At 43.3% G+C, this 15,249-nt stretch carries 11 protein-coding genes; 1 reads left to right on the top strand and 10 read right to left on the bottom strand.

Translation table 11 applies throughout. The features are described 5' to 3' along the window. The 7 genes from MHO82_RS08660 to rpe form a co-directional block, all read right to left on the bottom strand. On the bottom strand, positions 1-1,221 hold the full coding sequence (locus MHO82_RS08660; RefSeq protein WP_239183475.1) for an aspartate aminotransferase family protein: 1,221 nt from the start codon (positions 1,219-1,221) through the stop codon (positions 1-3). A gap of 283 nt (positions 1,222-1,504) precedes the next feature. Next, positions 1,505-2,083 (bottom strand): aminodeoxychorismate/anthranilate synthase component II, encoded by a 579-nt coding sequence (locus tag MHO82_RS08655; protein ID WP_239183517.1) that lies wholly within the window; start codon positions 2,081-2,083, stop codon positions 1,505-1,507. Between the two features lie 138 nt (positions 2,084-2,221). Continuing rightward, entirely contained in the window at positions 2,222-5,035 is a 2,814-nt protein-coding gene (locus MHO82_RS08650) for an ExeM/NucH family extracellular endonuclease (protein ID WP_239183515.1), read from the bottom strand. A gap of 347 nt (positions 5,036-5,382) precedes the next feature. Next, positions 5,383-8,406 (bottom strand): ExeM/NucH family extracellular endonuclease, encoded by a 3,024-nt coding sequence (locus MHO82_RS08645; RefSeq protein WP_239183474.1) that lies wholly within the window; start codon positions 8,404-8,406, stop codon positions 5,383-5,385. Between the two features lie 279 nt (positions 8,407-8,685). Beyond that, complete coding sequence (gene trpS, locus MHO82_RS08640) at positions 8,686-9,705, bottom strand: tryptophan--tRNA ligase (RefSeq protein ID WP_239183473.1); 1,020 nt, start codon at positions 9,703-9,705, stop codon at positions 8,686-8,688. A gap of 126 nt (positions 9,706-9,831) precedes the next feature. Then, positions 9,832-10,518, bottom strand: a complete 687-nt coding sequence (locus MHO82_RS08635; protein ID WP_239183472.1) for a phosphoglycolate phosphatase — start codon at positions 10,516-10,518, stop codon at positions 9,832-9,834. A gap of 77 nt (positions 10,519-10,595) precedes the next feature. Continuing rightward, entirely contained in the window at positions 10,596-11,270 is a 675-nt protein-coding gene (gene rpe, locus MHO82_RS08630; protein WP_239183471.1) for a ribulose-phosphate 3-epimerase, read from the bottom strand. A 134-nt stretch (positions 11,271-11,404) separates the two neighbouring features. Between rpe and MHO82_RS08625 the strand changes: the two genes are divergently transcribed. Next, positions 11,405-11,584, top strand: coding sequence for a DUF2970 domain-containing protein (locus MHO82_RS08625; protein ID WP_239183470.1), 180 nt, complete (start codon positions 11,405-11,407; stop codon positions 11,582-11,584). Between the two features lies 1 nt (position 11,585). On the opposite strand, the gene dam is transcribed toward MHO82_RS08625, so the two are convergent. From dam to aroB, 3 genes are all read right to left on the bottom strand, one after another. Further along, entirely contained in the window at positions 11,586-12,428 is an 843-nt protein-coding gene (dam, locus tag MHO82_RS08620) for an adenine-specific DNA-methyltransferase (protein ID WP_239183469.1), read from the bottom strand. A 68-nt stretch (positions 12,429-12,496) separates the two neighbouring features. Next, the gene (locus tag MHO82_RS08615; RefSeq protein ID WP_239183468.1) at positions 12,497-14,140 is read right to left on the bottom strand and encodes an AAA family ATPase; all 1,644 of its coding nucleotides are present in this window, start codon (positions 14,138-14,140) and stop codon (positions 12,497-12,499) included. Positions 14,141-14,145: 5 nt separating this feature from the next. After that, a complete protein-coding gene (gene aroB / locus MHO82_RS08610; protein WP_239183467.1) occupies positions 14,146-15,234 on the bottom strand; it encodes a 3-dehydroquinate synthase in 1,089 nt (362 codons plus the stop codon). Positions 15,235-15,249 lie beyond the last annotated feature (15 nt).

Below are 15,249 nucleotides of genomic sequence, written 5' to 3'. Positions count from 1 at the left end.
TTAAGCTGCTGCTACAAGTTTCGCGATTGCTCGATCTAGGCGAGCTAAACCTTCTTCAACTTCTTGTTTGGTGATCACAAGTGATGGCGTGAAGCGCACAATATTCATACCTGCAACTAGCACCAATAAACCTTCTTCACCAGCGGCAACTAATACGTCACGCGCACGGCCTTGCCATTCTTCATTAAGAACAGCACCAAGTAATAATCCTTTACCACGAATTTCTGAGAACACGTTGTGTTTAGCATTAATTGTAGCTAAGCCATCACGGAACCATTGCTCACGCTCTTTCACACCCGCCAGAACGTCTGGTTTGCTGATTTCATCCACAACAGCTTCAGCAACTGCACACGCCAGTGGGTTACCACCGTATGTTGAGCCATGCGTGCCTACTTTCAGGTGTTTCGCAAGTTCAGTCGTGGTAAGCATTGCGCCAACAGGGAAACCACCACCCAGTGATTTTGCCGTGCTTAGAATATCTGGCGTAACACCCAGACCTTGATAAGCGTAAAACTCACCAGTACGGCCGTTACCTGTTTGAACTTCATCAAAAATAAGCAGCGCGTTGTGTTTGTCACACAGTTCACGAACGCCTTTTACAAATTCAGACGTAGGGGAAATGATGCCACCTTCACCTTGAAGTGGTTCCATCATGATCGCACACGTACGCTCAGACATGTGTTCTGCCAGCGTTTCAAGATCGTTGTACTCAAGGTGAGTCACATCGCCCGGCTTAGGACCAAAACCATCAGAGTAAGCCGCTTGACCACCAACCGTTACCGTAAAGAAAGTACGGCCGTGGAAACCTTGTTTAAAGGCGATGATTTCAGACTTTTCGTCACCGTGAACGTCTGCTGCCCAACGACGAGCAAGCTTAAGTGCCGCTTCATTAGCCTCAGCCCCTGAGTTGGCAAAAAAGACTTTCTCGGCAAAAGAAACTTCCGTTAGCTTCTTCGCTAAACGGATTGCAGGTTCATTGGTCATGACATTACTCAAGTGCCACAACTTATCAGCTTGACCTTTTAAAGCATCAACCATGGCTGGATGACAATGACCTAAACAGCTCACCGCAATACCACCAGCCAGATCAATGTATTCACGATCGTCTTGATCCCAAATACGAGCACCTTTGCCCTTCACCGGAATAACCTGCATTGGGTTGTAGCAAGGTACCATTACATCATCAAACTGTTTACGTTCTACTTTCTGTTCCATTGTCATCACATTTTCCTTCTGTGCATACTGCTATAAGCATAGTATTTACATTTTATTAACCAGTTCAATAGCAGAAAATTTTTTTCGTTTGGGATAAAACCAGTGTTTTTTGCTAGAGGGGTTATATTTATGCACAAGAATGGAAAGTTTATGAAGCGCTAATTGATTAAATCACTATTTCTATATGGGCAATAAAGCCATAACGCGGAAATGTAGGATGAATAAGGTTGCACTGGAATAGCAACCCGTAAATGCAAAAGAATTGTTAAAAAAGGTGAGCTAGATCGCCTTAGCGGTTAAGGAAGTTCTGAAGTAGCTGGTGCCCTTGCTCAGTAAGAATCGATTCAGGATGAAACTGTACAGCCTCAATTGGCAAGCTATTGTGCACGAAACCCATGATTTCATCGGGCTCACCGTGTTCATTCTCAGTCCAAGCCGTAACAGTAAAACACGCCGGGAGAGTTTCTTTCTTCACCACTAAAGAGTGATAACGGGTCACCGTAAGTGGGTTATTCAATCCCGTAAATACGCTTTGATTCGTATGCTTTATGGGTGAGGTTTTACCGTGCATGACTTGCTTCGCGCGAATCACATCGCCACCAAATACTTGTGCGATGGATTGATGACCTAAGCACACCCCTAAAATAGGTAATTTACCTGCAAAGTGCTCAATAGCCAGCAAAGAAATACCTGCTTCATTGGGAGTACAGGGGCCGGGAGAGATCACTAAGTGGCTCGGCGCCAATGCTTCAATGCCAGCAATATCGATCTCATCATTACGAACTACTTTTACCTCGGCACCAAGCTCGCAGAAGTATTGGTATAGGTTGTAAGTAAAGGAGTCGTAATTGTCGATGATTAATAGCATAGCGAATTGGGCTCTCACATCTGGCTCAAACAATAAGGGCAGTATTGTGCAGCATGAAATAATAAAGGCAAGCTCGAACTTATCAAGCTTGCCTTCTCATTAGTGAAAACTATCGTTTCTGAACTTTAGTAAGACAGATTACTTAACTCGACAGAATGTACCGTTGTAAACCGCCTTAAGATCACCTTCTAACTTTAATGGCGCGTAGCCACACGGTACATTAAACACACCGTAAGCCAACACACCTACATCCACTTTTTGGCCTGCTTCGATGCCAACATGGTTTAGGAATGCGTCACTTTCGTCATACACACGCTTATCGTGAGGCATCATCCAAGGCTTCGTTGAATCCCAGTACCATGAGTTAAATACAGGGTATAGCGGCTGATTACTCTTGTTTTTAATGGTTAATGTAAAGCTTGGCTTTTGCTTACCATATTTAAGGCTAATGATGATTGGATCATGATCCGACGCTGAATATGGGCCTTCTGATTTCACTAAATCACCAGAATATTTACCCGAGTATTCAAACAAGCTGTTTTCTACCGAGTTGATGTGCCAATCTTCAATGCCCACGACTTTTTTCAGTAATGATTTATTACCTAACGCGTGATCTAAACTGCCTAGCTCACCGTCGTAGCTGTATGAATACGCCTCTGGGCCATGGAACTCAACACTTAGGTTTTTAAGCCCTAGCCCTTTTCCAGCTTCGATGCCCACTTCATGCATTGGCTCACCAGCAATTGAAGTGCCAGATGCCGAGACAATCTTACGCTCTGCGGTTGTTGGATCGTAGTCAGTAAGTAAACGAATCGGATCTTCCATGCCGTAGGCGTTCATGTCACCCATGACCAACACGTCACCTTTCACGTCTTTGATCTTCTCGCTCAGTGCCATGGCAGCAGAAACACGGAAGCTATTACAGCGACCTTGTAAATCAGCAGGATCAGACTCAAACTCGTCATTAACCCAATCTTCATAACAACCAGAGCCTTTCGACTTCAAGTGATTCACCACAACCGTTAACTTCTTACGGCCTTTGCCTTCCGCTTTCACCTTAAAGGTTTGCATTAAGCTATCACGCTGGTATTTATCTAGGGTTTTCTCTTCACCTTTCGAGTTAGTACCAGTGATGTGCTGCTCAGGCATGCGGATCACTTCTGCATCCCCTTTAAGAGCAACCTTAGACTCACGGTATAAAATAGCCACCGTAATGGCATCACTGCCTAAGAACTTGCCTTGGTTTTTATCCACATCAGCAATTTCAACAAAACGGTAGTGGTCTTCTTCATTGCTGAACTCAGCATTCAAAGTGTCAACCAAATGCTGAATAGCACTGTTATCACCAAAGCCGTTATTTTCCATTTCCATCAAGCCAACAATGTCAGCGTCCATGGTCACTAACGCATTCACGATTTTAGTGCGCTGAAGAACAAACTCATTCAGATCTTTCGTACCACGGTTACAGCCACGTGATGCATCGGCATCAGCTTGGTCACTACAGCTCGCGTTCAGATCACCGCCAATGGCACTTGCACTGGTGAAGAAGTTCAATACGTTGAAGCTGGCAACTTTTAAGTTAGTTCCTTCCACTTCCACTGGTGCGGCTGTGCGGTCATCAAGATGAACAAAATCGCTCGCTTCAACTTGGTTGGTTGGGATCATACGGTACTGACCGTAACTGTAAGCAATCACCCCTTCTAAATTTTCAAAGCGATCACCAATACGAATGTAACCTTGCTCGGCATCTAAGCTTGGGAAGTATGGGATCACACCATTTGGTGCTTTTTGATCGGTATCGATAAACAGTTTGTTCTGCGCATTTTGGCTTGCCAATAATTTCGCTTCTTCGCTACCTGCTATGTGTACTTGGGTGGGTTTAATCAATGGCGCTTTGTGTGATAGCACCATGTTGTTGCGGTATGAATCGAAATCAAAACCAAAGTTACGTGTCACTTTCATGTCACTTTGTTCAGTCAGCTTAACCAGCATACCTTCGTAACGCTCTAGAGCCTGACGTAACGTTTCATCCTCACGAATCACAAGTTCTGTTGCAACTGGCGCATCAACCGTATCAGTCACAACGTAGTGGCTATTGTCAGACTTCAGCTGAGTCTGATTATAGAATTCTTGAACTTTACCTTTAACACAAACGAACGCACCCGGTTGAATATCGGCACTTGCTTGATCGCCAGTATGGATAAACAAACCATCAGAGGTGTCTGCATTGCCATCGGCATCTTGGGCAGCAAGGTAAAAACCTTTTAATAAACTATCAACACGCGCACTCACGACACCTTGAACAAAGTACTCATCGCTGGTAATAAAACCAGAGCTGATAAGTGGTGATTTATCGCCATCACCTTGAATCGCATTAATCGAAGTAAACTCAGGTTGTTCACCAGATTCAGTGGTACACGTAAACGCAGGCGGAGGCTCAACCCCTTCTAAAGAACCTAAGCCATCAAAGTTATCTTTGGCTAACTTTGTCCACTGGCTTTCATCGTACGTACTGCTCGCTTTTGCAGTATCAATATTACGAACCAGAGTCACGTCTTTACCAAAATCAACATCACCCATGACACCAACAACATCCACAACCACGTTGTCTAGCATCAATGCTAATGGGTCATCACCATTGTGGCTCACAATGCCATCTAATAGATTCGCTTTGGCTTTTAACTCATCAGATGCGCGAGAGTTAGCAATCACATAAGCTTGACCCGCCTCTAGGGTCACATTGGATAAATCCAGATTGCTTGACCAACTGCCATTACCGTTAGTTGAGCGAGCTAACTGATACCCTGACAGTTGAACAGCGGTATCTCCTGTATTCGCAATCTCAATGGCTTTGTTATAACTAGAACCTTCTACATACTCAGAAATCAGAATATCGGCTTGTGCACTCATAGAGATGGCCGAACCAATCGCTACTGCTAGCGTTGAACGCATAATCGTTGTTTTCACTTTCTTACCTCAATGATCTACAGGCCAACTTCACTCCATGAATGTAGAGGCACACCTGTAATGGTTATGGTTAATGTCACACTATTGATTTTATAAACAAGCTTCTGAGCGACCGATTCTGGTCTTTTATGAAAATCTTAAAAGCATTAACCATACTAATTGAGATTTCTGTCACTTTTGTGAATCTAATATGTCGATCTTGATCAGACTTTATATAAAAAATAAAAACAACGAATGTAAATAAATAAAAATGAGCTAAGGAAGGTCAGCAAAAAATAATAAAAAACCCTACCGAAGCAGGGTTTTTAAACATATAAAACGACATGTTTATATTAACGACGGCGACGCCAGAATGCTAAACCAGCCAGTGCCAGTAAACCACCAAAGCCGAATGAGCCACCATCTTCTTCAACAGGAGCTGGAGTTGCGCTCTGCTCTGACAAACTAACTGAACGAGTCTCGCTTTCTTTAACTGTAGTGCCTGAAGCATCAGTTAACGTTTCTGTCATTTCATAGTTACCCGCCGGAATGTCTTCTTTAAACACCACATCCACTTTCTTCGCATCAACATCGTCTTGAGTTAACGTTGCTGTCGCTTCATAAGGCGTGGCTACCGACTGTGCAGATACCTTAGTGGCTGACTCAGATAGCGTTACCTTAACGATATCACCGACCGACGCGTTAGATGATAATGTGTATTCAACCGTAAACTGCTTACCAGGCTCTGGAAGCGCTAACTCTTTCTCAGGTAAGTCAATAGCGATGATGATTGGGTCATGATCTGATGCTGAGAACTGATCGTTGTACTTCACCATGTCACCTGTGTATTTGCTGCTGTATTCAAACAAATTACTTTCAGATGCATTGATGTGCCAATCTTCAATCGCAACCACTTTGTCAGCCAATGATGAGTTAGCAAGAGCGTGGTCTAAGTTACCCAGCTCACCTTCATACGTGTATGAGAAGGTATCTGCGCCATGTAATTTCGTGTTTAAATTAATGTAGCCGTAACCTTGAGTGATCTTAGAGCCTTCTTTCTCATACTCTACTGGTTCCCCCTTATCATCAACACCTAAGGTTGTGTGCGAAGCTGTCATTAGAGTACGACCATACTTCGCTTCACTGTAGTCCGTTAGCGCAAGCATTGGATCTTCCATACCATAAGCGTTCATGTCACCCATCACTAAGATGTCGCCTTTTACGCCCGCTAAATGATCACCAATGGCTTTAGCAGCAGAAACACGGAAGTTATTACAATTACCTTGCAAGTGCGCTGGATTGCTGTTTTCATCAAAAGTCGCCCACTCTTCAAAACACTCAGAGCCTTTTGATTTCAGATGATTCACCACCACAGATAAACTTTCGTCATTGTGCTTTAACTTAAAGGTTTGTAATAAGCTGTGACGTTGGTATTTATCGTAAGCTGGGTTTAGCTCAAGCTCACCGTTATCTTTGGTACGGTACTGTGTATTCGCAGGTACATGTTGCTCAGGAGTGATGATAACTTGTGCAGCGCCATCTAATTCCACTTCACTTGCACGGTACAGAAGAGCGACCATGATGGCATCTGAACCTAAGTACTCATCTTGATACTTGTCAGCCGCTTCTATTTCAACATAGGTGTAATGGTACTTTTGCTGCTCTTCTACTGTTTTATCGCGATGAACGTCATCCTGTTTACTGTTTAGTGCAGTAATTAAGTTCCTGATTGCACTATTGTCCCCAAAGCCATTATTTTCAATTTCCATCAAGCCAATGATGTCGGCATCCATTTTAGTCATGGCTTCAACAATTTTGGCTTGCTGAACTAAAAACTCTTTATTGTTCGTTGCACCACGATTGCTACCGGTTGGATTGCTCGCACCACCATCAGCCACTGAGGTGAAGTAGTTCAATACATTAAAGCTAGCAACACGAAGATCTGAATCAGCAATTGCTGGAGCATCTGTACGCTGAACATCAAAAAGCACTTTACCTTCAGAGTCCACTGCTTTGGTAACAAAAGCCTCTTTCGTGATTTCATTCGTTGCAACTAAACGATACTCATCATAGCTGTAAGTCACCATGGCTTCGAGCTGTTCAACACGAGACCCTAAACGAATGTGGCTTTCTGATGAACCATCTTGATCCACGTCTTGGCCAAACGTCGGGTAATAAGGAATTTTGCCACTTGCGGCTTTGTAATCGGACTCGACAAATACGCGGCGTTCAGCATTTTCTTTTGTCAGAGCTACCGCTTCGTCACTTTCGGCTGGATGTAATTGGGTAGGTTTAAATAGTGGCGCTTTATGCGCAAGTACCATGTTATTGCGCTGTGCTGGGTGGTCGTAGCTAAAGTTGCGTGTCACATAAAGATCAGAATCAGCATCTAATACCACTTTCATACCTTCATGGCGCTCTAGTGCATCACGTAATGTTTCACCTTCTTTAATCACTAGCGGAACAGGGGCGACCTCCTCACTCGATCCCGTCACCTCATAACTATCATTAGTAGAAGAAAGCTGAGTTTGATCGAAATACTCTTGTACCTTGCCCTTCACGCAAACAATCGCGCCAGGCTGAATATCATCATTTGGCGCGTCGCCAGTATGAATAAACAGACCATCAGAAGTGTTGTCATCACCATCAACATTAATATCTGATAAGTAAAAACCTTTAAATAAGCTTTCACCGCGAGCCGTTACAACACCTTTAACAAAGTAGTCCTTTTCAGTAATGTCACCTGATTCAATTAATGGTGATTTATCGCCATCACCTTGAATATCACTAATGGCAGTAAACGTTGGTTCGCTGCCATCTGCAGTTGTACAGCTAAATGGCGGTGGTGGCTCCGTCCCTTTACCAACGGTTCCTAAGTTATCCGAATTATCTTTCGCAAAGGTGTCCCACATTGAAGCATCGTAAATAGCGGATGGCGTCATAACTTTACGAACAAAAGTTTTATCTTTACCCCAATCAACATCACCATCAGTTCCGATATTGTCGTGTGGGTTGCCATCTTTAAACAGCATATAAGTTTCATCACCATTGTGATTAATAATGCTTGCTGTCGCATCAGACACAGCTTTAATCGCATCATTAGCACTAGGATGAGTTAAAACATACACGTCATTGGCAGGAATAGTTACACCTGATAAATCATGATCAGACTGCCAATCGCCTTTACCATCATATTTAATTTTTAAGGTATAACCATCAAGAACTACAGCTTCAGTACCAGTATTGGCAATTTCAATCGCCTTATTAAAAGAGCTTCCTTCGATATACTCTGAAATAAGAATATCGGCCTGAGCCCCCATCGAAATCGCTGAGCCAATTGCCACTGCCAGCGCTGAACGCGTGATTTTATTATTCATTTTACCCACCTCAATTAGCTATAAACTGACACAGCTTCCAACAACTGGCTGACACCTTATTTATAACCACTATTAATAATTAGAGTTAAAGCTCTATTAGACTGCGTTGAATTTTGTACTTTTATGAAAATGTTAAAAGAATCAACAATGCTAATTGAGAGATGTATCACTTTTGTTTCACTGATATGTCGATACCCGTCAACTTTTCAACAAAAACAAAAAACCACTGACCGAAGCCAGTGGTTTGATATATTTAAAACTATGTTTTAGAGATTGCGACTATGGGCGAGCAACAAAACCCACCGCTTCATAAGCTTTTTTCAGTGTCACTGCTGCACGTTCAGAAGCTTTCTCCGCACCCGCTTTCATTACGCTATCCATGTATGCACGATCTTCACGAATACGACGATATTCAGATTGAATAGGCTCTAGCATTTCAACGATGGCTGCACCTACGTCTTTCTTAAATGGGCCGTACATCTCAACACCTTGATATTGCGCTTCAATCTCTTCAAACGTTTTACCCGTTGCTGCTGAATACAAACTCATTAAGTTGGAAATACCCGCTTTGTTTTCCCAATCACTTGCAATACGTGGTGGGGTATCTGTGTCTGTTTGCGCTTTATTGATCTTCTTAATGATCGATTTTGGCTCTTCAAGCAGAGTGATAACATTCTTACGGTTATCATCTGACTTAGACATTTTCTTCGTCGCGTCTTGCAAACTCATTACACGTGCATTCACCGTTGGAATATACGGTTCTGGAATTTGGAAGATTGGCTGTTCCGGCGTGCTGTACAGATTGTTAAAACGAGTCGCGATATCACGGGCAAGTTCTAAGTGCTGTTTCTGATCGTTACCTACCGGAACTTGGTGAGCACCATACAATAAAATGTCCGCAGCCATTAGCACTGGGTAACCGAATAGACCTGCGTTTACATCGTTCGCGTAACGTGCAGATTTGTCTTTAAACTGAGTCATACGGCTCAGCTCACCCATTTGGGTGTAACAATTAAGAAGCCAACCAAGCTGAGCATGCTCTGGTACATGTGACTGAACAAATAGCGTGCTCTTCTTTGGATCAACACCAACCGCAAGACAAATTGCTAATGCGTCGAGAGTTGCTTCATGCAGCGCTTTTGGATCCTGACGAACCGTAACGGCGTGAAGGTCTACAACACAATATTGGCAATCGTAATCATCTTGCATCTGTTGCCATTGACGTAGAGCACCCAAGTAGTTACCGATACTTAGTTCACCTGATGGTTGAACGCCACTCAATACGATGGGTTTGCTCATGCTTATGATTCCTTTGACTTCATAATAATTTGATTAAAAAAACCGCGCCGAATTTATCGACACGGTTTACGCAGTGTACCCATTGGCGAGTATATTACTAGAGGCTTTCGCCAAGTTTTCTCCGCTTTATGCTGAAACGAGGACTACTTCTAGTAATTGAGCAATGTCATCTGCCACGTAATCAGGATTAGACGCAGAAATAGGCTCACCATGGTTATACCCATACGTCAGACCAAATGAATAACAACCTGCGTTTTTAGCTGCCTTGATGTCGTTACTTGAATCACCCACCATCAGCATTTCTTCGGCTTTTACATTGTGTTTTTCCAGCAACCAGTTCAGCGCCATTGGGTTTGGTTTCTTCTCTGGGAAAGAATCACCACCAATGACATCCACAAAATATTTATCAATACCGTGCTGTGCTAGTACGTCTGGTACAAATTTCGATGGTTTATTGGTAACCAACGCCATGGTGAACCCGGCTTTATTCAGCTCGGCCAAAGTTTCTTTCACCGAAGGGTATAAATGGCTTAACTTGTGACCACCCTGTTCATAAAAATCATCAAACAAAACACGGGCTTTTTTACGTGTTTCTTCGCTTAATTCAGGGTTAACCGTTAAAGCTTGGCTAAGCGCACGACCAATTAAAATATCCGCACCATTACCTACGTAATCACGAACTTGCTCTTCCGTTACTGATGGAAAACCCATCTCTTGCACTGCTTGATCCGCAGCCACCGCTAAATCGGGAACACTGTCTAACAAAGTTCCATCGAGATCAAACGCGATCAGTTTAATTGAGCTTAACGACATGTTTATTCCTACTAAATCACTTATTAAAAAAGGGGCATGATCGCCCCTTAATATAAAATCTATCTGTCTTTCTACGATTATGCGTTTACTTTTGCAAGCTCTGCACGCATTTCATCGATAACTTCTTTGTAGTTTGGTTGATTAAAAATAGCAGAACCAGCAACAAACATATCTGCGCCCGCTTCTGCGATTTCTTTAATGTTATCAACCTTAACCCCACCGTCGATTTCAAGACGAATATCACGACCTGATTCGTCAATCATTTTACGAACGGCACGCAACTTATCGAGTGTATTTGGAATGAAAGACTGACCGCCAAACCCTGGGTTAACAGACATCAGTAAGATCATGTCCACTTTATCCATGATGTAATCAAGGCAAGATAATGGCGTTGCAGGGTTAAGAACCACACCGGCTTTACAACCGTGCTCTTTAATCAGCTGGAGCGTACGATCGATATGCTCAGAAGCTTCTACATGGAAGGTGATCATCGATGCCCCTGCTTTAGCAAACTCAGGAACAATGTTATCAACTGGCTTAACCATTAAATGAACATCAATTGGAGCCGTGATGCCATAGTCACGTAGCGCTTTACAAATTGGTGCACCAAATGTCAGGTTTGGCACATAATGGTTGTCCATTACATCAAAGTGAACCACATCCGCACCAGCAGCCAGTACTTTTTCAACGTCTTCACCTAAACGAGCAAAATCAGCAGATAAAATTGATGGAGCAATCAGAAAATCTTTCATGTCGGGCCTTATTGTACTAAACACAGTCGAGTTAAATCGGCGCAATTCTACCCGATAACGGTTGCGCTGTCTTATTCACAACTTGATGAAGGTATCAACTATGCTTGAAAAGGGTAAATGACGGAGGAAACAGCGTGCCTTTTTTCATACAAGTATTAAAAAGTGTCGCGGGGGCTTTTTTTGGTGTGCAATCGGAACAACAGCGCCAACAAGACTTCCAACAGGACCAAATCTGGCCCTATATTTTAATGGGGATTTTCGGTGTATTACTGTTTATTGCTCTATTAGTCACCATTGTACAATGGGTGCTATAGGCTAATCTGACTCAGGCGTGGTCTCTTCTTTGGCATGAAAAAGTGCCATTAATTCATCGACTTTATTACGCCCAGCGCCATTACGACTGATGGTACGCTTAACCTTAACCACGTTTAAATCCGCCCCATGATATAAACGGCGAGTTAAGGTTGTATCATGATTTGAAATAAGAACCGGTATACCACGCTCTGTTGCCGTACGCTCAGCTTGATCAGCCAGTGCTGCCTGATCATCTAATGAAAAACCATTGCCAGCATAAGAGGTAAAATTTGCGGTATTGGAAAGCGGCGCATACGGTGGATCACAATAAATCACACTGCCTTTACGAGCTCGGGCAAAAGTTTGCGCATACCCTTCACACACAAACGTGGCTTTTTTGGCTTTCTCAGCGAAAAAAAGCATCTCCTGTTCAGGGAAATAAGGCTTTTTATACGAACCAAATGGAACGTTAAAACCGCCTTTTTGATTATAACGACACAGACCATTAAAGCCGTGACGGTTCATATATAAAAAAAGAAGTGAACGACGATAGGGATCGTCCGTACCATTAAACTCAGCACGCAACTCTAAGTAAGCTTCTTTTTTATTAAATTCAGGCTGGAATAGTTTTCTCGCATCCTCAATAAACGTCTCTGGAGAAGATTTAAGGATATTATAGAGATTAATAAGATCGGGATTGATGTCCGCCAGTAAATAATGCTCGTATTCCGTGTTTAAAAACACAGAGCCGGCACCTACAAACGGTTCAATGAGCTTCTTAGCTGGCGGCAAATGGCGCTGAATGTCTTCAACAAGACTATACTTACCACCTGCCCACTTAAGAAATGCGCGTTGTTTCTTCATTTACGCTAAGCCCACTACCTGAAAAATAAGGGAGCGGATTGTACCCTATTTTTTGCTTAAGCTCAGTGTTATTTCGCACGATCAATCTCTCTATGTACCTGAGAGAAAGATTTTGCCCACGGGCCGACAGCTTGAACCGAAGCAGGTAAGTCATTTTCAGCTCTTCTGGCAGCAGCAACACTGGTGTAGTTACCCACGGTAACAATGAACCACTGTGAGCCATTTCTAACCGTTTCATACACTTGAACAATGCTGCCGATATCATGCTCATCAATAAACTGCTGAACGGCAACCTTTGACGTCAACGCTGCCAACTGCAGAGTATAATAACGAGCAGAAATTGTGCGCAGCTCTTGATTAGAGAAAGTAAATCGAATGGCTGGCTCTGCTTCTTCTTTGGCAACAACAGGTTCTTCTTTTTCAGAAGGTGTTGCAACTTGTGACTGCTCTTCTGCCACAACTGGCTTTGTTACCGCAATATCATCAGTTTTTTCCACGACATCAGTTTTGACCGCCGTCAGATCGGATTGTGCTGTTTGTTTTTCCGTAGATTCAGGTGCGCTAGCTGGTTGCTCATCAATAATAGCAGCCATTGCGTCAGTCCCATCACCACCGATGGTTTGATCTTCAATTAACGCATCAACCACCGTCGAAGGAACCACAACACGTTTTTGGTCTGCGACACTGTCTCCTACCGATTCTGGATCTTTTAATACTTCAGGTGGTAATGCTAAACCATCATCTTGAGTTAAAGTGACTTCTTTTTCAGCCGTATCTTGCTCAGGAGCAGCAGCAGTTTCAGCCTGTGGAAGTGTTGACTCTACGGCCATACCTTCTTTGTCTGATGAAGCTTCGCTCTTTTCCTCTAATCCTGGCTCAATGGCTGGCACAGCTTCACTGGTATTCATAGACAATACTGGTACTGGCTGACTTGAGTTTAGCCACCAATAACCACTGCCTGCCAGTAAGACCGCAACACCAGCAGCAAATAACGCTTTTTTCGGTGATTGGACAACAGAGCGAATAATAATTCGTTTTTCTTTTTGTCTGTGGTTCAGATTGAGAAGTTTACCAGGTAAACGAGCGCACTTTTCCGCACGCTTTTTCACTTCACGCTTGTTCTCTTCACCGCGGGCCTGCCCCATCACTAAAGTATCAACAAACGTATTTGCCTCTTGTTCGCTAAAAGGTTCAATTTCAACTTCAAGGGGTTTTTGCTCTTGGCCGTGGCTAATTTGTGATAAAAACTTATCGAGTTTCCCCTTCTGTGAGAAGAGCAAAACATTAATTTTCCAGTTTGGAGTGGATTGTGCTTTTTGCACTAGCGCCCATAATTCCGCCACCATGTCACTGCTAAGCTGATGCGCATCATCAACCACAATAAGCATTTGGCATTGCTGTCCGGCCAGCATGCGACCAAGACTGTCAATTATCGGGTCGTGCTCATTAAAAAGCGGGTCATTAACAAGCTGTTTCAGCAGAATAGCCCGTTGTTGACTGTCACTCTGAGTCGGGTAACACATCAACAACGACTGATTCTGATCCTCTGCCCATGCTTCCAAATAACGTTGTGCTAGCCAGGTCTTACCCGACCCTTCTGCTCCGGTTATTTGAATACAATTAGAACCAAACCGAGTTAAAAACTGGATTCGGGACAGGAGCTGAACTTGAGATTCAAATTCAAGCGCCATCATTTCATAGGCTAGAGTCATATTGGTTACGCTTTACAAGATTCGATAACTTGAGCAATTACAGCATCTGGAACATCAGCAACGACATCCGCACTGCCTATCGCAGTTGGTAGCACCAATCTTAACTGACCAGACAAGACCTTTTTGTCTCTCATCATATGTTTCATGAAACAGTCATAATCCATATTTTTTGGTGCTAAAATCGGTAACTTCGCTTTTACCAAGATACGTTTAATGCGTTCTACATCTTCCATACTCAGTAAACCATGTTTATGAGCCGTTAAAGCAGCCATTACGGTACCTGCTGAAACTGCTTCACCATGGAGCCAATTACCATAGCCCATTTCTGCTTCAATCGCATGACCGAAAGTATGACCTAGGTTCAAAAGTGCACGAACCCCAGACTCTTTTTCATCGGCCGCGACAACATCCGCTTTGATCTGGCAACAACGAGCAATAGCGTACGATAATGCTTTCTCATCTAACTGATAAAGCTTATCCATATTATCTTCAAGCCAAGTAAAAAAGTCTGCATCAGCAATAATGCCGTACTTAATCACTTCAGCCATACCAGCAGCAAGCTCACGTTCTGGCAGTGTTGCAAGACAGTCTGTATCAATCACTACAGCTTGAGGTTGATAGAATGCACCTATCATGTTCTTACCAAGTGGATGGTTTACAGCTGTCTTACCACCGACAGAAGAATCGACTTGTGATAACAAGGTGGTAGGTACTTGAACAAAATCTACCCCGCGTTGATAACACGCAGCCGCAAACCCCACGACATCACCAACAACCCCCCCCCCTAGAGCAACAATCACTACATCACGACCGTAATTACCTTCCAGTAAAAAAGACATGATGGTATTGAAGGTGTCTAGTGTTTTGTATTGTTCGCCGTCGGGCAATTCAAGCAAGGAGACATCACAATCTAAACTGCGAATAACAGAGGTGATTGTATCTCCGTAAAGAGGAGCAACCGTTTCATTACTCACTACCACTACCCGCTTTCCTGCTTTTATTGCCGCAGAAAAGTACGCCGAGTCAGCAAATAACCCGGCGCCAATAGAGATAGGGTAACTTCTTTCATCAAGATTTACGTTGATCCGTTCCATGGTCAGCTTCTCTAT

The sequence above is a fragment of the Vibrio sp. Of7-15 genome, assembly GCF_022347565.1.
Classification (GTDB): Bacteria; Pseudomonadota; Gammaproteobacteria; order Enterobacterales; family Vibrionaceae; genus NORP241.
Note: the sequence above shows the minus strand (reverse complement) of the source record. Positions and strands in the feature narration are given on the sequence as shown.

Coding starts and splice junctions, on each gene's coding strand:
- MHO82_RS08660 (WP_239183475.1), bottom strand. CDS start 1,221: ATGACAATGGAACAGAAAGTAGAACGTAAACAGTTTGATGATGTAATG.
- MHO82_RS08655 (WP_239183517.1), bottom strand. CDS start 2,083: ATGCTATTAATCATCGACAATTACGACTCCTTTACTTACAACCTATAC.
- MHO82_RS08650 (WP_239183515.1), bottom strand. CDS start 5,035: ATGCGTTCAACGCTAGCAGTAGCGATTGGTTCGGCCATCTCTATGAGT.
- MHO82_RS08645 (WP_239183474.1), bottom strand. CDS start 8,406: ATGAATAATAAAATCACGCGTTCAGCGCTGGCAGTGGCAATTGGCTCA.
- trpS (WP_239183473.1), bottom strand. CDS start 9,705: ATGAGCAAACCCATCGTATTGAGTGGCGTTCAACCATCAGGTGAACTA.
- MHO82_RS08635 (WP_239183472.1), bottom strand. CDS start 10,518: ATGTCGTTAAGCTCAATTAAACTGATCGCGTTTGATCTCGATGGAACT.
- rpe (WP_239183471.1), bottom strand. CDS start 11,270: ATGAAAGATTTTCTGATTGCTCCATCAATTTTATCTGCTGATTTTGCT.
- dam (WP_239183469.1), bottom strand. CDS start 12,428: ATGAAGAAACAACGCGCATTTCTTAAGTGGGCAGGTGGTAAGTATAGT.
- MHO82_RS08615 (WP_239183468.1), bottom strand. CDS start 14,140: ATGACTCTAGCCTATGAAATGATGGCGCTTGAATTTGAATCTCAAGTT.
- aroB (WP_239183467.1), bottom strand. CDS start 15,234: ATGGAACGGATCAACGTAAATCTTGATGAAAGAAGTTACCCTATCTCT.